The following is a 17,472-nucleotide window of genomic DNA, read 5'->3' as shown; positions in this document are numbered from 1 at the left end:
TCAGGACACCCGGCGGACCACATAGGCCGAGCCGTGGTCCGCCGGCTCCTCGCCGACATACTCCTGGCCCCGCATCTCGCACCACGCGGGGATGTCCAGCCGCGCGGCCTCGTCGTCCGCCAGTACCCGTACCGTGCCGCCCACCGGTACGTCCCCGATGACCTTCGCCAGCTCGATGACCGGGATCGGGCACCGCTTGCCGAGGGCGTCCACGACCAGCACGTCGGCCTCGGGGGCCGTGGTCGCCGGCGCCGGGGCGCCCAGCTTCTCCCGCACCCCCGCCACCACGCCCGGCAGCACAGCCAGGAACCGCTCCACGTCCTCCCGCGCCGTCCCCGGCGGCAGCGACACCCGGACGTTCCCCTCGCTCAGCACCCCCATCGCCCTCAGCACATGGCTCGGCGTCAGCGTGCTGCTCGTACAGGACGATCCGGACGAGACGGAGAAACCCTCCCGGTCCAACTCGTGCAGCACGGTCTCCCCGTCGACATAGAGACAGGAGAACGTGACGATCCCGGGCACCCGCCGCTCCGGATCGCCGACCACCTCGACGTCCGGCACCAACTCCGGTACCCGCGCCCGGATCCGCTCCGTCAGTTGCCGCAGCCGCACCGCCTCCTGGGCCGCCTCGGCCCGTACCGCCCGCAGCGAGGCCGCGGCCGCGACGATCGCCGGGAGGTTCTCGAACCCGGCCGCCCGCCCCGACTCCCTTTCGTCCATGGGCCCTTGGGCCGCGAACCGCACCCCCTTGCGCACCACGAGCAGCCCGACCCCGGACGGCCCGCCCCACTTGTGGGCGCTCGCCGTCAGCAGCGACCAGTCGCCCTCCACCCGTCCCCAGCCCAGCGACTGGGCCGCGTCCACCAGCAGCGGCACCCCGGCCGCCCGGCACACCTCGGCCACCTCCGCCACCGGCTGCGCGGTGCCCACCTCGTGGTTGGCCGACTGCAGGCACGCCAGCGCGGTGTCCGCGCGCAGGGCGTCGGCGTACGACGCCGCGGTCACCGCCCCCGTCCGCAGCACCGGCACCCGGGTCACCGTCCCGCCGTCCGCCTCCCACACCTCAGCCGAATGGAGCACTGAGGAGTGTTCGACCGCTGACACGATCAGGTGACGCCCGACCCGCCGCCGCCCAGCCAACGCCCCCGCGACCCCGCTGTGCACGGCACGCGTACCGGACGAGGTGAACACCAGCTCATCGGTCCGGCACCCCACGGCCTCCGCGGCCGCCTCCCGCGCGGCGTCCAGCAGCAACCGCGCCCGCCGCCCTTCCCGGTACAGCCGGGACGGGTCGGCCCACCCCTCGTCCAGGGAGGCCAACAACGCCTGACGGGCCACAGGATGAAGGGGAGCGCTGGAGGCGGAGTCGAAGTAGGACATACAGCAACGTTAAAGCTTCCGCAGGTCAGGCAGGGGTGCGGGACCGTGCTCAGGTGCGGCTGGGCCGCGTGGACGCGGGCAACCACGGCGATCCCGCACCCGCCAAACCACCCGAACCCCCGAGCTACTAGGCGCTTTCGGGTGACCCGTAGCGCGTATGGCACCCTCCCCGCGAACCCCCCGAGGGCGTCGGCTAGGGTTTGGTCCGCATAAACATCCAAACCCCTGCCCGACGCAGGGCGGCGACCGACCAGCGAGAAGGCCGCAGCCGACCGCGCGGGCGAGACTCTCGGGAAGGCGCTACGTGAGTCCCAACGGCTCCGACCGCTCGCCGCGGCGCCCGATGCGGCGGAAGCTGCTGCAGGCATTGACCGCGGGCCTGGTCCTGGCGACCGCTACCGGTTGCACATACAAGGACTTCCCCCGCCTTGGTATGCCCACCCCGGTCACGGAAGAGGCTCCGCGGATCCTCTCCCTGTGGCAGGGCTCCTGGGCTGCCGCGCTCGCCGTCGGCGTGCTGGTGTGGGGCCTGATCCTGTGGAGCGCCATGTTCCACCGGCGCAGCCGCACCAAGATCGAGGTACCTCCGCAGACCCGGTACAACATGCCGATCGAGGCTCTGTACACGGTGGTCCCGATCATCATCATCTCGGTCCTGTTCTACTTCACGGCCCGGGACGAGACGAAGCTCCTGGATCTCTCCAAGAAGCCCGACGTCACGGTCAACGTGGTCGGCTTCCAGTGGAGCTGGGGCTTCAACTACATCGCGGACGTCCCCGGTTCCACCGGCAACGCCAAGACGTCTCCGGAACTGCTCGCCATTCCGGACCGGTTCAAGAAGGAATTCCCGGCGAACGCCGGCGGTGTCTACGACGTGGGCACGCCGGGCACGAGGAACCCGCAGACCGGCAACCCCGGCCCGACGCTCTGGCTCCCCGAGGGCAAGACGGTTCGCTTCGTCCTCACCTCGCGTGACGTCATCCACTCCTTCTGGGTGGTGCCCTTCCTGATGAAGCAGGACGTCATCCCGGGCCACACCAACGCCTTCCAGGTGATCCCGAACCACGAGGGCACCTTCATGGGCAAGTGCGCCGAACTCTGCGGCGTCGACCACTCCCGGATGCTGTTCAACGTGAAGGTCGTCTCGCCCGAGCGTTACGAGCAGCACCTCAAGGACCTCGCCAAGAAGGGGCAGACCGGTTACATTCCCGCCGGCATCGCGCAGACGCCGCACGAGAAGAACCGGGAGACGAACAACCTGTGAGCATCCTCAACGAACCCCAGGGTGCCGGGGCAGCCGAAGACTCGTATGAGAACGAGCTGCCGGTCAGGCGCAAGCAGCCCGGCAATGTCGTGGTGAAGTGGCTGACGACCACCGACCACAAGACGATCGGAACGCTGTACCTCGTCACGTCGTTCGCGTTCTTCCTGATCGGCGGCGTCATGGCGCTGCTCATGCGCGCCGAGCTGGCCCGTCCGGGCCTGCAGATCATGTCGAACGAGCAGTTCAACCAGGCGTTCACGATGCACGGCACGATCATGCTGCTGATGTTCGCGACGCCGCTGTTCGCCGGCTTCACGAACTGGATCATGCCGCTCCAGATCGGCGCCCCCGACGTCGCGTTCCCGCGGCTGAACATGTTCGCCTACTGGCTCTACCTGTTCGGCTCGACGATCGCGGTCGGTGGCTTCCTCACCCCGGACGGCGCGGCCGACTTCGGCTGGTTCGCCTACTCCCCGCTGTCGGACGCGGTCCGCTCGCCGGGCATCGGCGCCGACATGTGGATCATGGGTCTGGCCTTCTCCGGCTTCGGCACCATCCTCGGTGCGGTCAACTTCATCACCACGATCATCTGCATGCGTGCCCCGGGCATGACCATGTTCCGGATGCCGATCTTCGTGTGGAACGTGCTGCTGACCGCCGTCCTGGTCCTGCTCGCCTTCCCGGTCCTGGCCGCCGCGCTGTTCGCCCTGGAGGCGGACCGTAAATTCGGCGCCCATGTGTTCGACGCGGCAAATGGCGGAGCACTGCTGTGGCAACACCTCTTCTGGTTCTTCGGACACCCAGAGGTGTACATCATCGCGCTGCCGTTCTTCGGCATCATCTCCGAGGTCATCCCGGTCTTCTCCCGCAAGCCGATGTTCGGCTACATGGGTCTGATCGCCGCGACCATCTCGATCGCCGGTCTGTCCGTGACCGTGTGGGCCCACCACATGTACGTCACCGGCGGTGTGCTGCTGCCGTTCTTCTCCTTCATGACCTTCCTGATCGCGGTCCCGACCGGTGTGAAGTTCTTCAACTGGATCGGCACCATGTGGAAGGGCTCGCTCTCGTTCGAGACGCCCATGCTGTGGGCCACCGGCTTCCTGATCACCTTCACGTTCGGTGGTCTGACCGGTGTCATCCTGGCCTCGCCGCCGATGGACTTCCACGTCTCCGACTCGTACTTCGTGGTGGCGCACTTCCACTACGTGGTCTTCGGTACGGTCGTCTTCGCGATGTTCTCCGGCTTCCACTTCTGGTGGCCGAAGATGACGGGCAAGATGCTCGACGAGCGCCTCGGCAAGATCACCTTCTGGACGCTGTTCGTCGGCTTCCACGGCACCTTCCTGGTCCAGCACTGGCTGGGTGCGGAGGGCATGCCGCGCCGTTACGCCGACTACCTCGCGGCCGACGGATTCACCACCCTGAACACGATCTCGACGATCAGCTCGTTCCTGCTCGGCCTGTCGATCCTGCCGTTCCTCTACAACGTGTGGAAGACGGCCAAGTACGGCAAGAAGGTCGAGGTCGACGACCCGTGGGGCTACGGCCGTTCGCTCGAATGGGCGACGTCCTGCCCGCCGCCGCGGCACAACTTCCTCACCCTGCCGCGGATCCGCAGTGAATCCCCGGCGTTCGACCTGCACCACCCGGAGATCGCCGCCATGGAGCAGCTGGAGTTCGCCGGTCACGGCACCAGCGCCATCGCGGGCAACAAGGAGGCCGGCAAGTGAAGATCCAGGGCCGGATGTTCATGTGGCTGAGCGTCTTCGTCCTCGCCATCGCGATCGTGTACGGCGTGTGGTCGAAGGAGCCGGCCGGTACCACGGCGCTCTTCCTGGCGTTCGGCCTGTGCATCATGGTCGGCTTCTACCTGGGCTTCACCGCCCGGCGGGTCGACGCGGGTGCTCAGGACAACAAGGAGGCCGACGTCGCGGACGACGCGGGCGAGCTGGGCTTCTTCAGCCCGCACAGCTGGCAGCCGCTCGCCCTCGGCATCGGTGGCGCGCTGGCCTTCCTCGGTGTGGCGGTCGGCTGGTGGCTGCTGTACTTCTCGGCACCGATCATCCTGGTCGGCCTGTTCGGCTGGGTCTTCGAGTACTACCACGGTGAGAACCGCACCCAGTAGCACGCGCCGAGCGCTTCGGAAGCCCGGACACCCCCTCGGGGAGTCCGGGCTTCCGCCTTTCCCGGAGGGCTCCGGCGGGGCCCGTACGACGCTCTGGGCGCCCTTCGGGTGCGGCCGTTCCCTCGTCCGCCTCACCCACCGCGCCCCGGCTCGCGAACCTTCCTAGCGTGAGGTCATGAGCACCTCTCCGCGCACCCGCACCGTCGTCGGCTGCACGCTGCTGGTGACCGCCCTCGGCGCGGCCGTCACCGCCTGCAGCGCGGACGGCGACCCGCTGTCCGCGAAGCCGTACGACGCGGCGGACCAGATCTCCTTCAACACCCCCACCCAGGCGGGGAAGAAGGCCGACCCGGACAAACCCCTGGAGATCACCTCCGAGAGCGGTGACGGGCGCATCACGGACGTCACGGCCACGGACGCCACGGGCCGCTACGTGGCGGGCGAACTCGACGCCGACGGCAGCCGCTGGCACAGCACCGCCCCGCTCGCCGCCAACGCCCACTACACGGTGCGGGTCAGCACGGAGGACGACGACGGCGCACCCGGCCGCAAGGTCATCACCTTCGACACCAGCGCGCCCACCAGCCGCAAGACCCTGGACGTCACCTTCGGGCCGAAGGCGGGCCAGTACGGCGTCGGGCAGCCCATCACGGCCGACCTCAACCAGCCGGTCAAGGACAAGGCCCAGCGTGCCGTGGTCGAAGGCGCCCTCAGGGTGGATTCCACGCCCGCGGTGGCCGGCTCCTGGTACTGGGTGAGCGACAAGCAGCTGCACTTCCGCCCCAAGGACTACTGGCCCGCGCACGCCACCATCCAGGTGCACAGCAACCTGGAGGGCATCCGGGTCGCCGACCGCCTGTGGGGTGGCAAGGCCAAACCCCTGCGGATCACCACCGGGGACAAACTGCTCGCCGTCACGGACGCCGCCACGCACCAGATGAAGGTGTACAAGAACGGCCAGGAGATCAACCAGATCCCCATCACCACCGGCAAGGCCGGCTACGAGACCCGCAACGGTGTCAAGGTCGTACTGGAGAAGCAGTACTTCGTACGCATGCGCGGCACCACGGTCGGCATCTCCGAGGGCGACCCCGACTCGTACGATCTGCCGGTCTACTACGCGACCCGGGTCACCTGGTCCGGCGAGTACGTGCACGCCGCGCCCTGGTCCGTCGGCTCACAGGGCTACGAGAACGTCAGCCACGGCTGCACCGGCATGAACAACACCAACGCCGAATGGTTCTTCAACACCTTCCACCCGGGCGACCTGGTCCAGGTCATCAACTCCAACGGCCACGTGATGGAGCCGTTCGGCAACGGCTTCGGCGACTGGAACGTCGCCTGGGCGAAGTGGCGCACGGGCAGCGCCCTGGTCCAGGGTAAGAAGGACAGCCCGAGGCCGGAGGAGGCGGACCGGCTCCGGCCGACGGCCGTGTGACCCGTCCGGACGGCCGTGAGAGGCGGCCGCACGGCCACGAGAGGCATCCTGGGGTGCGGGGCGTCCAACACCCCCCCGCACCCCGCTCCGCTAGGCCCTGTCGTCAAACTCCCGCCTGCCTCGCGACGCCATGCACGCACTCTCACCGCACCGGCCCCTGACCCAAGTACATCCAGTACGAGGGCCAGGAGCCGGCACGCCGAGAGCACGCACCTGACGCCGCAAGGCCCGCCCTGCGGGCGGACGACGTGAGTTTGACGACAGGACCTAGGCGCTCAGCAGCCTCTGTCGGCGCAGCAGGGCGGCCAGGGCCTCCGCGAACTCCACGGGCTCCACGGGCAGCGTCACAGCCCCGTCCGCGCGGCTCCACGTGGCGAGCCAGGCGTCCTGCGGGCGTCCGATCAGCAGGAGCACCGGCGGGCAGTTGAAGACCTCGTCCTTGATCTGCCGGCACACCCCCATGCCGCCCATGGGCACGGCCTCGCCGTCGAGCACGCAGACGTCGATCCCGCCCTTGTCCAGTTCGGCCAGCACCGCCTGGGGCGTCGCGCACTCCACGAACTCCACCACGGGGACGTCCGGAGCCGGCCGCCGGCCTGTGGCGAGCCGGACTTGTTCGCGGGTGTTGGAGTCGTCGCTGTAGACCAGCACCGTGGCGGTCGGCTGCATTGTTCCTCCGGGACGTCAGCGTCGTACGGACAGGACCGATGCGGCGGATGCTACCCCTTCCGACACCTTGTCAACACTGGCTCGGACACGACTTCGAAGGACCCCTTGATGGGCCATCCGGGCAGTACACACGGTACGGACACTCCGAACGGCACCCCCCGGAGTGAGGGCGGGATAAGCGACCGACATAATGTCGGTCGTGGCGACAGCAACGACAGTAGATACCGGGCACGCGCACCCGTCGGTCAACCGGCCGAACCTCACCAGCGTCGGAACCATCATCTGGCTGAGTTCCGAGCTGATGTTCTTCGCGGCCCTCTTCGCGATGTACTTCACCCTGCGATCGGTGACCGGTCCCGAGCACTGGAAGCACATGGCCGAGGCCTTGAACTTCCCCTTCTCGGCGACGAACACCACGGTCCTGGTGCTCTCCTCCTTCACCTGCCAGATGGGCGTGTTCGCGGCCGAGCGCGGCGACGTGAAGAAGCTCCGGGCCTGGTTCATCGTCACCTTCATCATGGGTGCGATCTTCATCGGCGGTCAGATCTACGAGTACACCGAGCTGGTGAAGAAGGACGGGCTCTCGCTCTCCTCCGACCCGTACGGCTCGGTGTTCTACCTGACCACCGGTTTCCACGGCATGCACGTGACGGGCGGCCTCATCGCCTTCCTGTTCGTCCTCGGCCGCACCTACGCGGCGAAGAGGTTCACCCACGAGCAGGCGACCGCGGCCATCGTCGTGTCCTACTACTGGCACTTCGTCGATGTCGTCTGGATCGGCCTCTTCGCCACGATCTACATGATCAAGTAGCCGGGCCCGATCCCGCGTGCGTTCCAGAAACGCACTTCCCAGAAGCATCGACGCAGAAGATCCTGACACCGGGGTAATCCGTGAAAAAGCTCTCCGCACGACGACGCCATCCGTTGGCGGCGGTCGTCGTCCTACTCCTCGCGCTGGCGGCCACGGGGGGGCTGTACTCCGCGTTCGCGCCCGCGAGCAAGGCGCAGGCAGATGAAACCGCCCAGTCCCTGACCATCGAACAGGGCAAGAAGCTCTACGAGGTCGGCTGCGCCAGCTGCCACGGCACCGGTGGCCAGGGCTCCTCCGACGGGCCGAGCCTGGTCGGCGTGGGCGCCGCGGCCGTCGACTTCCAGGTCGGCACCGGCCGTATGCCCGCCGCCTCCTCCCAGGGTGCCCAGGTCCCGCGCAAGAAGCCCACCTACACCCAGCCCCAGATCGACATGCTCGCGGCGTACATCGCCTCGCTGGGTGCCGGTCCCGAGGTGCCGACGAAGGAGCAGTACGGCCCGGAGGGTGCGGACATCGCCGCGGGCGGCGAGCTGTTCCGCACCAACTGCGCGCAGTGCCACAACTTCACCGGCAAGGGTGGCGCGCTGACCGACGGCAAGTACGCTCCGACCCTTGAGGGTGTCGACCCGAAGCACATCTACGAGGCCATGCAGACGGGCCCGCAGAACATGCCGTCCTTCCCCGACACCACCATGACGGAGAAGAACAAGAAGGACATCATCGCGTACCTGAACGCGGTCGACGGCAGCGGGACGGAGAACCCCGGCGGTCTCGAGCTGGGCGGCCTCGGGCCGGTCACCGAGGGTCTGTTCGCCTGGATCTTCGGCCTCGGTGCGCTGATCGCGGTCGCCGTCTGGGTCGCCGCTCGGACCGCAAAGGCCAAGAAGTCATGAGTAGCCAAGACATTCCAGATGAGAACCTGCCCGCTGAGCAGGAAGCCGCGCACGGCGCGGTAGGCGTCGCGGACGAGAAGAACCCCTTCGCCAACCCGGGCCTCCCGCCGCACGAGCACCGGATCCAGGACACCGACGAGCGGGCCGCCAAGCGGTCCGAGCGCGTCGTCGCCCTGCTGTTCACGGTGTCGATGCTGGCCACCGTCGCCTTCATCGCCGCGTACGTGGCGATCCCGTCCGACAAGTCGATCTTCGTCTTCCCGATCGGCCACCTCAGCGCGCTGAACTTCGCGCTGGGGCTGACCCTCGGCACGGCGCTGTTCTGCATCGGCGCGGGCGCGGTCCACTGGGCCCGCACCCTGATGTCCGACGTGGAGATCACCGACGAGCGTCACCCGATCGCGGCCCCGGCCGACGTCCGCGCGAAGGTCATCGCGGACTTCAAGCAGGGCGCCAAGGAATCCGCGATCGGCCGTCGCGGTCTGATCCGCACCACGATGTTCGGTGCGCTCACGCTGGTGCCGCTCGCCGGCGTCGTGCTGCTGCGCGACCTCGGCCCGCTGCCCGGGACCTCGCTCCGCCACACGCTGTGGTCCAAGGGCAAGCTGCTCGTCAACATGAACACCAACGAGCCGCTGCGTCCCGAGGACGTCGCCGTCGGCTCGCTGACCTTCGCCAAGCCCGAGGGCCTGGAGGAGACCGACGAGGAGTTCCAGACCGAGATCGCCAAGGCGGCCCTGATGATCGTCCGGCTCCAGCCGGACAACATCAAGGACAAGCGCGAGCTCGAGTGGTCGCACGAGGGCATCGTGGCGTACTCGAAGATCTGCACCCACGTCGGTTGCCCGATCTCGCTGTACGAGCAGCAGACGCACCACGTGCTGTGCCCCTGCCACCAGTCCACCTTCGACCTCTCCGACGGTGCCCGAGTGATCTTCGGTCCCGCCGGTCACGCCCTGCCGCAGCTCCGCATCGGCGTGAACGACGAGGGCTACCTCGAGGCGCTCGGCGACTTCGAAGAGCCCGTCGGTCCTGCTTTCTGGGAGCGCGGATGAGTACTGCAGCGAACGAAGAGACCCGCAGCCGCGGGAAGGCTCCGGCCGGCGAGCGCGTCGCCGACTGGGCCGACGGCCGACTCGGGATCTACGCCCTGGCCAAGTCCAACATGCGCAAGATCTTCCCCGACCACTGGTCGTTCATGTTGGGCGAAGTGTGCCTGTACAGCTTCCTCATCATCATCCTCACGGGTGTGTACCTGACGCTGTTCTTCCACCCGTCGATGAACGAGGTGGAGTACCACGGCAGCTACGTCCCGCTGCAGGGACAGCTGATGTCCGAGGCGTTCAGCTCGACCCTGCACATCTCCTTCGACGTGCGCGGTGGTCTGCTCGTCCGGCAGATCCACCACTGGGCCGCGCTGATCTTCCTCGCCGGCATGTTCGTGCACATGATGCGCGTGTTCTTCACCGGCGCGTTCCGCAAGCCGCGTGAGATCAACTGGCTGTTCGGCTTCCTGCTGTTCGTCCTGGGCATGTTCACCGGCTTCACCGGTTACTCGCTCCCGGACGACCTGCTCTCCGGCACCGGTGTCCGCTTCATGGAGGGCGCGGTCCTGTCCGTGCCGATCGTCGGCACGTACCTGTCGTTCTTCCTCTTCGGCGGTCAGTTCCCCGGCCACGACTTCGTCGCCCGGTTCTACTCGATCCACATCCTGCTGCTGCCGGGCATCATGCTCGGCTTGGTGGTGGGCCACCTGATCCTGGTCATCTACCACAAGCACACGCAGTTCGCGGGTCCCGGAAAGTCCGAGAAGAACGTCGTCGGCATGCCGCTGCTGCCGGTGTACGCGGCCAAGGCCGGTGGCTTCTTCTTCCTGGTCTTCGGTGTCATCGCGGCCATCTCCGCGATCGCGCAGATCAACCCGATCTGGGCCATGGGCCCCTACCGTCCGGACCAGGTGTCCACCGGCGCCCAGCCCGACTGGTACATGGGCTTCTCCGAGGGGCTGATCCGCTTCATGCCGGGCTGGGAGATCAACTTCTGGGGTCACACGCTCGTCCTGGGCGTGTTCATCCCGCTGGTGATCTTCCCGCTGGTCCTGGTCGCGATCGCGGTCTACCCGTTCATCGAGTCCTGGGTCACCGGCGACAAGAGCGAGCACCACATCCTGGACCGCCCGCGCAACGCCCCGACGCGCACCGGCCTCGGTGTCGCCTGGATGACGGTGTACCTGACGCTGCTGATCGGCGGCGGCAACGACCTGTGGGCCACGCACTTCCACCTGTCGATCAACGCGGTCACCTGGTTCGTCCGGATCTTCGTGTTCGTCGGACCGGTCCTCGCGTTCCTCATCACCAAGCGGATCTGCCTCGGCCTGCAGCGCCGGGACCGGGACAAGGTGCTGCACGGTCGCGAGACCGGCATCATCAAGCGCCTGCCGCACGGTGAGTTCATCGAGGTCCACGAGCCGCTGAGCCAGGAGCAGCTGCACACCCTCACGGCTCACCACCAGTACGAGCCGGCCGAGATCGGCCCGCTGGTCGACGAGAACGGTGTCGAGCGCAAGGTGGCGGGCACGCAGAAGCTGCGCGCCAAGCTCAGCGACGCGCTCTACGGCGAGGACTCCCAGATCCCGAAGCCCACTGTCGAGGAGTACAAGGAGATCACGAGCGGCCACGGCCACCACTGATCGCTGCGCACGCCACGCCACGGCAGGGGCCCCGTCCGGTGTTCGGACGGGGCCCTTCGCCGTGTCCTGCGGCTGGATAGGGTGGACCTCGTCGAGACTCGCGTCCCGGAATCCGGGACCTCACCCAGGAGCGGCTTATGAGCGCTGTGACCCCCGCTGGAGGCGACACCGCGGCGGGCCGTTCCTGGCCCGAGGTACTGAACGCCCTGCTCGACGGCCGTGACCAGAGCGCCGACGCGACGGCCTGGGCCATGGACCGGATCATGCGCGGCGAGGCGACCGACGCGCAGATCGCCGGGTTCGTGGTGGCCCTACGGGCCAAGGGCGAGACCGTCGAGGAGATCACCGGTGTGGTCCGGGCGATGTACGAGCACGCCAAGGTGATCGAGGTGTCGGGCCGCACGGTCGACATCGTCGGCACCGGCGGCGACGGCGCGAAGACGGTGAACATCTCCACCATGTCGGCGCTCGTGGTGGCCGGCACGGGCGCGAAGGTCGTCAAGCACGGCAACCGCGCGGCCTCGTCCGCCTCGGGCTCCTCGGACGTCCTGGAGAAGCTCGGCGTCAACCTCGACCTGACCCCCCAGCGGGTGGCCGAGGTGGCGGAGGAGGCGGGCATCACCTTCTGCTTCGCGGTCAAGTTCCACCCGGCGCTGCGTCATGTCGCCGCGGCGCGCGGCCAGTTGGGCATCCGGACCGTCTTCAACGCCCTCGGCCCGCTGACCAACCCGGCGAAGGTGAAGTCCCAGGCGATCGGTGTCGCCGACCCGCGCATGGCGCCGATCATCGCGGGCGTCCTCGCCGAACGCGGCAACTCCTCCCTGGTGTTCCGCGGCGACGACGGTCTCGACGAGCTGACCACGACGTCCACCTCCCACGTCTGGGTCGTCCGGGACGGCAAGGTCTCCGAGGAGACCTTCGACCCGCGCGACGTCGGCCTCGAACTGGTGCCGGTGGACGCCCTGCGCGGCGCCGACCCGTCCTACAACGCGGAGGTCGCGCGGCGCCTGCTGGACGGCGAGAAGGGCCCGGTACGGGACGCGGTGCTGCTGAACTCGGCGGCGGCCCTGGTGGCCCTGGATCCGACGGGGGAGCCGCTGGCCGAGCAGCTGCGGGCCGGCATGGCCAAGGCGGCGGAGTCGATCGACTCGGGGGCGGCCAAGCGCACGCTGGAGCGCTGGGTGGCGGTCAGCAACGCCTGACCCCCGGCACGATGTGACGCGGGGCGCAGTCCGGATGCCGGACTGCGCCTTGCGCGCCGAAGATCGTGTGGCAGGATACTGAACCAGGTCATGAGTGACAGTCATTCGGCCCCGGCCGACTGTCCGGCAACCCTCCGTCCGTGGCGGGGTGCCCCGGGTGAAGACCAGGTCGCAGGCAACGAGGTCTGCGGCAAGCGCGGACCCCTCGCCCGCTCCGCAGGAGCGCAGTACCAGGGGTCCTGGTCGTCGAGGGAGCCTTCCGTGAGCAAGCGAATGCGATAGGGCCGCAGAGCCCCGCCTCCGCACACCCCTTTTCACCCTTTCCCACGTCGAGCCGTGCCCGAGGCACGTGCGCTCGCGTGTTGTTCACACCTGCCTCACGGGAGTACCCCCATGTCTGTCTCCACCGCTGTCCCCGCCCAGTCCGTTTGTGCCCCGCTGCCCGTTCTGGGCCGGGATGTCACCGTCCCGCTCGTGACCGGCGGCGAAGTCACCTACGCGGCCCTCGACTACGCGGCGAGCGCCCCCGCCCTCCAGCGCGTCTGGGACGACGTGGCGGCCTACGCGCCGTACTACGGCAGCGTCCACCGCGGCGCCGGCTACCTCTCGCAGCTCTCCACCGACCTCTTCGAGAACGCCCGCAGGACGGTCGCCGAGTTCCTCGGCTGCCGCGAGGCCGACCAGGTGATCTTCACCCGGTCCACCACCGACTCGCTCAACCTGCTCGCCGCCGCGCTGCCCGCCGACTGCCAGGTCTTCGTCTTCGAGACCGAGCACCACGCCTCCCTGCTGCCCTGGAAGGACGCCCGGGTCACCTACCTGGACGCCCCGCGCACCCCGCGGCGGGCCGTCGAGACCCTGGAGCGCGCCCTGGCCGACCGGGACCCGCACGGACCGGCCCTGGTCTGCGTCACCGGCGCCTCGAACGTCACCGGCGAGCTGTGGCCGGTCCGTGAGCTGGCCGCCGCCGCGCACGCGCACGGCGCCCGGATCGTCCTGGACGCCGCCCAGCTGGCCCCGCACCACCCGGTCTCCGTCCAGGACCTCGACGTCGACTGGGTCGCCTTCTCCGGGCACAAGCTGTACGCCCCGTTCGGTACCGGCGTCCTGGCCGGCCGCGCCGACTGGCTGCGCGCGGCCGAGCCGTACCTCGCGGGCGGCGGCGCGAGCCGCGCGGTCACGCGGCGCGAGGACGGGGGAGTGGACGTGGAGTGGCACGAGACCGCCGCCCGCCACGAGGCCGGCTCGCCGAACGTCATCGGCGCCTATGCCGTCGCGTCCGCCTGCAAGGCGCTCACGGAGGCGGGCTTCGACGCCCTGGTCGCCCGCGAGCGGTACCTGGTCGACACCGTCCGCGCGGGCCTGGCGGAGGTCCCCGAGGTCAGGATCCTGTCCCTCTTCGGCGACGACGCCCCCCGCGTCGGCGTCCTGTCCTTCGTGGTCGAGGGCTGGAACAGCTCCCACTTCGCCGCCGCGCTCTCCGCCGAGTACGGCATCGGCGTGCGCGACGGCCTCTTCTGCGCCCACCCGCTGGTGCGCACCCTCCTCGGCGGCGACCCGCAGGCCCAGGGCGAGTGCGGCGCCCCCGAGGCCGCCCCCGGCGAGAAGTCCCTCAACGCCATCCGCGTCAGCTTCGGCGCGGGCACCCCGGACGAGCACGTCGAGCGCTTCGTCGGCGCCGTACGGGAACTGGTTTGCGACGGCGCCAAGTGGCAGTACCGCACCCAGGACGGCCGCTGCGTCCCGGCGGTCTGAACCCGGTACTACGCCCCGGGGGCGCTCGCAGCGGCGCCCTCGGCCGGGGCGCCGGGAGGCGGGTGCGGAAGGCACGTCGAGTGCTCTGTCGGTGTCGTGAAGGGACTGGTCCTTGACGGCGCCAAGTGGCAGTACCGCACCCAGGACGGCCGCTGCGTCCCGGCGGTCTGACCGCGGCACCACGCCCCGGGGGCGCTCGCAGCGGCGCCGGGGCGTGGTGCCGCGCAGGCCCCCGGCCAGGGGCCGTCCTAGTTGTCCAGTCCGATGGAGAACGCCGCCTCCAGGTCGTGCTGGGAGTACGTGCGGAACGCGACGTGCGTGTCGGTGGCCTCGACGCCCGGGATCTTGCTGATGCGGCCGGGGATGACCTCGGCCAGGTCCTCGTGCTGCTGGACCCGGACCATGGCGATCAGGTCGTAGGTGCCGGTGACGGAGAAGACCTCGCTGACGCTGTCCAGCGAGGCGATCCGCTCCGCGATCTCGGGGATCCGGTCCACGCTGGTCTTGATGAGCACGATCGCGGTGATCACGGCTGGTTCTCTCCCTCGGAGGCCGGCGTCGCTGGGGCGGCCTTCACTCTAGTCGCCCGTCCGAAACGCACCCACGCGAAGACGAAGCCCAGCGAGAAGCCCACCAGGTGCGCGAGATAGGCCACCCCGGGCCCCTGGGGAGCGCGGCCCGCCGCCAGCCACTGCAGGGCCACCCAGAAGGGCAGCACGACCCAGGCGGGGAAGCGCAGCGGGAGGAAGAACAGGAACGGGAGGAGACTGGTGACACGGGCTCCGGGGAACAGGTAGAGGAAGGCGCCGAGGACCGCCGAGATCGCCCCGGAGGCGCCGACCAGCGACTGCTCGGCGGTGGCGTTGGCGGCCGCGTAGCCGAGCAGGGCCAGATATCCGCAGCAGACGTAGAACAGGGTGAACTGCACGCGGCCCATCCGTTCCTCGGTCATCGCCCCGAAGACGTAGAGGAAGAGCATGTTGCCGAGCAGATGCACCCAGCTGCCGTGCACGAACAGGGCCGTGATGGGCGTGAGGGCCTCCCGGGCGGGGCCGTCGAACAGGTCCGCGGGCACGACACCCCAGTGCCGGAAGTACGCCCGCTGCGCCGCGAGCAGCGCGTCGCCGGAGCCGTACGCCGGATTGAGCCCGGATGCCGGGCCGGTCACGAAGACCAGGCAGCACAGGGCGATGAGGGCGTACGTCATCGGCGCCGGGGAGGTCCGGATCGCCCTGAGGGTCCTGCCGGTCGCCGTGCTCCAGTTGCGGATCATGAACACAGAGCATGACGTAACGGGACGCACTGGCACAGACCGCCTCGCCGCCGTGGACAGACGGGCGACGAGTACCCGCCAGGCCGTAGGGTTACGAGCCACACGCGCCGGGCAGACGGCGCGTCACGGACACAGAAGGAAGCGAAGAGCCACGATGCCGGTTCCCCTGCCGACCACCACGACGCGTTGGCGCTGCACCCTCTGCGGCAACCTCACGCGCTTCGACGTGACGCGCTCGTCGAAGGTCGTCGAGTACGTCCATCTCGACCTGGCCGGTGAGCCGAAGGTCGAGGAGCGCGAGGTGGTCAGTGAGACCATCGAGTCGGTCCGCTGCCGCTGGTGCAACGCGGTGGACCAGGTGGAACTCGTGGACAGGCCGGGCGCCGACTCCTGAGCAGGAGCGGCCCGCACAGGTGATGGGGTGTGACGGATGGTGGAGACCACAGGCGGGGGGCCGGGCGACGGCACCGCCGAGGTGCTTGACCGTCCGCTGCCCGACGGTGTGCGACGCCGGGTCGTGCAGATCGTCTCGGACGGTTTCGGCGGGCTGACCGTCGGCGAACTGCCCGCCCAGTTGCGGCAGTACGCCCGGTTCGCCCCGAACCGTCGGGCCAAGTTCGCGGGCAACGCCATGGCCGCGGCCCTGGAGACCGACCCACTGTTCCGGCAGCGCATCGGCGAGAAACTGAGAGAGGCCCAGCCGGAACTCGCCGGCGCTCTCGACTCCGGCTCGCCGCCCCCGGCCGCGGACCCGCTCGACGTGGCGGCCGCGGCCTATGTACTGCGCCCCACGGGCTGGGTGAAGCTGGTGACCGCGGCCGGCGAGGAGGCCCAGCGGGCGGACGCCGAGCGCGCCGACGAGGAGAGCCGGGCCGAACTGGAGCGGCTGCGCGAGGAGCTGGACCGGGCCCGCGAGCAGATCCGGGCCGAGACGGAGCGGCTGCGCGTCGAGCTGGAGTCGGCGAAGAAGGAAGCGGAATCGCTTCATCGCAAGCTGCGTGCGGCCCAGAGCGACGTGAAGCGCGGCGAGGCGGCACTGCGCAAGGCGCACGGCGAGATGGAGGCCGTCCGCACGGAGGGGCACGCGCAGGTCTCGGCCGCCGAGAGCGAGAACCGGCGGCTCAAGGCCCGTCTGGGGGAGGCGGAGGCCACCTTGGAGGCCACCCGCCGGGCGGCCCGTGAGGGGCGCAGCGTCGAGGACATGCGCGTACGGCTGCTGCTCGACACCGTCCTGGACGCGGCCCAGGGGCTGCGCCGGGAGTTGGCCCTGCCGCCCGTCTCGGTGCGCCCGGCCGAGACCGTGGACGCGGTCGAACCGGGACGAATGACCCCGAAGGACATCGCCGCACGGGCGCTGTCCGACAGCGATCCGGCCATTCTCGACCAGCTTCTCGCCCTGCCGCAGGCGCACTTGGTGGTCGACGGCTACAACGTCACCAAGACCGGCTATCCGCAGATGCCGCTGGAGAAGCAGCGGCTGCGGCTGCTCGGTCAGCTCTCGCAGCTCGCCGCGCAGACCGGCGCCGAGGTCACGTGCGTCTTCGACGGCGCCGAACTGGCCGCGCCGGTCCTGCTGGCGCCCCCACGGGGCGTCCGGGTGCTGTTCTCCAAGCCGGGCGTCACCGCCGACGAGCTCATCCGCCAGCTCGTCCGCGCGGAGCCGCCGGGCCGCCCGGTGATCGTCGCCTCGACCGACCGCGAGGTCGCCGACGGGGTCGCGAAGGCCGGTGCCCGACCTGTCGCGTCTGCGGTACTTCTCAAGCGACTGTCCTGAACATTCAACGCGCATACGCAATGACCGAATTGGTCGAATCGTCGCTCGACGTAGCGTCAATCGGGGATCACCGCGTGTGAGTTGTGTGCAAAGAATGGATTGCGGGACAGGATTTTTTGGTGTGAGGATTTGAACTGATCACAGCAAGGTCACTAGGGTCTGGGCTCGAACCTCCACACGGGTGATCACTCAAAAG

16 protein-coding genes, 1 pseudogene and 1 riboswitch are annotated in these 17,472 nt (G+C 69.2%); of the genes and pseudogenes, 13 read left to right on the top strand and 4 right to left on the bottom strand.

What is annotated here, in order from left to right:
* Window positions 1-1,380, bottom strand: coding sequence for a cysteine desulfurase/sulfurtransferase TusA family protein (locus IPZ69_RS15890; protein WP_235454771.1), 1,380 nt, complete (start codon window positions 1,378-1,380; stop codon window positions 1-3).
* 304 nt (window positions 1,381-1,684) lie between these two features.
* Here IPZ69_RS15890 and ctaC point away from each other — a divergent pair, with 304 nt between their 5' ends.
* The 4 genes from ctaC to IPZ69_RS15870 all read left to right on the top strand — a co-directional run bounded on the left by ctaC (window position 1,685) and on the right by IPZ69_RS15870 (window position 6,210).
* Window positions 1,685-2,644, top strand: coding sequence for an aa3-type cytochrome oxidase subunit II (gene ctaC / locus IPZ69_RS15885; protein ID WP_235454770.1), 960 nt, complete (start codon window positions 1,685-1,687; stop codon window positions 2,642-2,644).
* Entirely contained in the window at window positions 2,641-4,377 is a 1,737-nt protein-coding gene (ctaD, locus tag IPZ69_RS15880) for an aa3-type cytochrome oxidase subunit I (RefSeq protein ID WP_235454769.1), read from the top strand. The genes ctaC and ctaD overlap by 4 nt, the downstream gene beginning before the upstream one ends.
* Window positions 4,374-4,772, top strand: a complete 399-nt coding sequence (locus IPZ69_RS15875; protein ID WP_235454768.1) for a cytochrome c oxidase subunit 4 — start codon at window positions 4,374-4,376, stop codon at window positions 4,770-4,772. The genes ctaD and IPZ69_RS15875 overlap by 4 nt, the downstream gene beginning before the upstream one ends.
* 175 nt (window positions 4,773-4,947) lie before the next feature.
* Window positions 4,948-6,210 carry a L,D-transpeptidase gene (locus tag IPZ69_RS15870; RefSeq protein WP_235454767.1) on the top strand — a complete coding sequence of 421 codons (1,263 nt, stop codon included), beginning with the start codon at window positions 4,948-4,950 and terminating at the stop codon, window positions 6,208-6,210.
* 267 nt (window positions 6,211-6,477) lie between these two features.
* On the opposite strand, the gene IPZ69_RS15865 is transcribed toward IPZ69_RS15870, so the two are convergent.
* Window positions 6,478-6,879: a hypothetical protein gene (locus IPZ69_RS15865; protein ID WP_235454766.1), complete on the bottom strand. Its 402-nt coding sequence runs from the start codon at window positions 6,877-6,879 to the stop codon at window positions 6,478-6,480.
* A gap of 190 nt (window positions 6,880-7,069) precedes the next feature.
* Between IPZ69_RS15865 and ctaE the strand changes: the two genes are divergently transcribed.
* From ctaE to IPZ69_RS48085, 7 genes and pseudogenes are all read left to right on the top strand, one after another.
* Entirely contained in the window at window positions 7,070-7,690 is a 621-nt protein-coding gene (gene ctaE / locus IPZ69_RS15860) for an aa3-type cytochrome oxidase subunit III (RefSeq protein ID WP_235454765.1), read from the top strand.
* A gap of 80 nt (window positions 7,691-7,770) precedes the next feature.
* A complete protein-coding gene (gene qcrC, locus IPZ69_RS15855; RefSeq protein WP_235454764.1) occupies window positions 7,771-8,583 on the top strand; it encodes a cytochrome bc1 complex diheme cytochrome c subunit in 813 nt (270 codons plus the stop codon).
* Window positions 8,580-9,638, top strand: coding sequence for a cytochrome bc1 complex Rieske iron-sulfur subunit (gene qcrA, locus IPZ69_RS15850; RefSeq protein ID WP_235454763.1), 1,059 nt, complete (start codon window positions 8,580-8,582; stop codon window positions 9,636-9,638). Before qcrC ends, qcrA begins: the two co-directional genes overlap by 4 nt.
* Window positions 9,635-11,272 carry a cytochrome bc1 complex cytochrome b subunit gene (qcrB, locus tag IPZ69_RS15845; protein ID WP_235454762.1) on the top strand — a complete coding sequence of 546 codons (1,638 nt, stop codon included), beginning with the start codon at window positions 9,635-9,637 and terminating at the stop codon, window positions 11,270-11,272. The genes qcrA and qcrB overlap by 4 nt, the downstream gene beginning before the upstream one ends.
* A 137-nt stretch (window positions 11,273-11,409) precedes the next feature.
* A complete protein-coding gene (gene trpD, locus IPZ69_RS15840) occupies window positions 11,410-12,474 on the top strand; it encodes an anthranilate phosphoribosyltransferase (RefSeq protein ID WP_235454761.1) in 1,065 nt (354 codons plus the stop codon).
* Between the two features lie 86 nt (window positions 12,475-12,560).
* A riboswitch (SAM riboswitch) is annotated at window positions 12,561-12,677 on the top strand.
* 190 nt (window positions 12,678-12,867) lie between these two features.
* Window positions 12,868-14,229, top strand: a complete 1,362-nt coding sequence (locus tag IPZ69_RS15835; protein WP_235454760.1) for an aminotransferase class V-fold PLP-dependent enzyme — start codon at window positions 12,868-12,870, stop codon at window positions 14,227-14,229.
* A gap of 12 nt (window positions 14,230-14,241) precedes the next feature.
* Window positions 14,242-14,400: pseudogene (locus IPZ69_RS48085) on the top strand (aminotransferase class V-fold PLP-dependent enzyme); the annotation flags it as partial.
* Between the two features lie 77 nt (window positions 14,401-14,477).
* Here the strand turns inward: IPZ69_RS48085 and IPZ69_RS15830 are convergent.
* Together IPZ69_RS15830 and IPZ69_RS15825 are read right to left on the bottom strand one after the other, a co-directional pair.
* Window positions 14,478-14,759, bottom strand: coding sequence for an Lrp/AsnC family transcriptional regulator (locus IPZ69_RS15830; RefSeq protein ID WP_235454759.1), 282 nt, complete (start codon window positions 14,757-14,759; stop codon window positions 14,478-14,480).
* The gene (locus tag IPZ69_RS15825; protein WP_235454758.1) at window positions 14,756-15,502 is read right to left on the bottom strand and encodes a rhomboid family intramembrane serine protease; all 747 of its coding nucleotides are present in this window, start codon (window positions 15,500-15,502) and stop codon (window positions 14,756-14,758) included. Before IPZ69_RS15825 ends, IPZ69_RS15830 begins: the two co-directional genes overlap by 4 nt.
* Window positions 15,503-15,656: 154 nt before the next feature.
* Between IPZ69_RS15825 and IPZ69_RS15820 the strand changes: the two genes are divergently transcribed.
* A complete protein-coding gene (locus IPZ69_RS15820) occupies window positions 15,657-15,896 on the top strand; it encodes a hypothetical protein (RefSeq protein WP_235454757.1) in 240 nt (79 codons plus the stop codon).
* Window positions 15,897-15,932: 36 nt separating this feature from the next.
* Window positions 15,933-17,276 (top strand): NYN domain-containing protein, encoded by a 1,344-nt coding sequence (locus IPZ69_RS15815; RefSeq protein ID WP_235454756.1) that lies wholly within the window; start codon window positions 15,933-15,935, stop codon window positions 17,274-17,276.
* The last annotated feature ends 196 nt before the right edge of the window (window positions 17,277-17,472 follow it).

The organism is Streptomyces olivochromogenes, assembly GCF_021538895.1.
Lineage (GTDB): Bacteria > Actinomycetota > Actinomycetes > Streptomycetales > Streptomycetaceae > Streptomyces > Streptomyces olivochromogenes_A.
This window is presented reverse-complemented; position numbering and strand designations above follow the sequence as displayed.

Coding starts and splice junctions, on each gene's coding strand:
- IPZ69_RS15870 (WP_235454767.1), top strand. CDS start 4,948: ATGAGCACCTCTCCGCGCACCCGCACCGTCGTCGGCTGCACGCTGCTG.
- qcrA (WP_235454763.1), top strand. CDS start 8,580: ATGAGTAGCCAAGACATTCCAGATGAGAACCTGCCCGCTGAGCAGGAA.
- IPZ69_RS15825 (WP_235454758.1), bottom strand. CDS start 15,502: ATGATCCGCAACTGGAGCACGGCGACCGGCAGGACCCTCAGGGCGATC.
- IPZ69_RS15835 (WP_235454760.1), top strand. CDS start 12,868: ATGTCTGTCTCCACCGCTGTCCCCGCCCAGTCCGTTTGTGCCCCGCTG.
- IPZ69_RS15815 (WP_235454756.1), top strand. CDS start 15,933: ATGGTGGAGACCACAGGCGGGGGGCCGGGCGACGGCACCGCCGAGGTG.
- ctaE (WP_235454765.1), top strand. CDS start 7,070: ATGTCGGTCGTGGCGACAGCAACGACAGTAGATACCGGGCACGCGCAC.
- trpD (WP_235454761.1), top strand. CDS start 11,410: ATGAGCGCTGTGACCCCCGCTGGAGGCGACACCGCGGCGGGCCGTTCC.
- IPZ69_RS15865 (WP_235454766.1), bottom strand. CDS start 6,879: ATGCAGCCGACCGCCACGGTGCTGGTCTACAGCGACGACTCCAACACC.
- IPZ69_RS15820 (WP_235454757.1), top strand. CDS start 15,657: ATGCCGGTTCCCCTGCCGACCACCACGACGCGTTGGCGCTGCACCCTC.
- qcrB (WP_235454762.1), top strand. CDS start 9,635: ATGAGTACTGCAGCGAACGAAGAGACCCGCAGCCGCGGGAAGGCTCCG.
- IPZ69_RS15890 (WP_235454771.1), bottom strand. CDS start 1,380: ATGTCCTACTTCGACTCCGCCTCCAGCGCTCCCCTTCATCCTGTGGCC.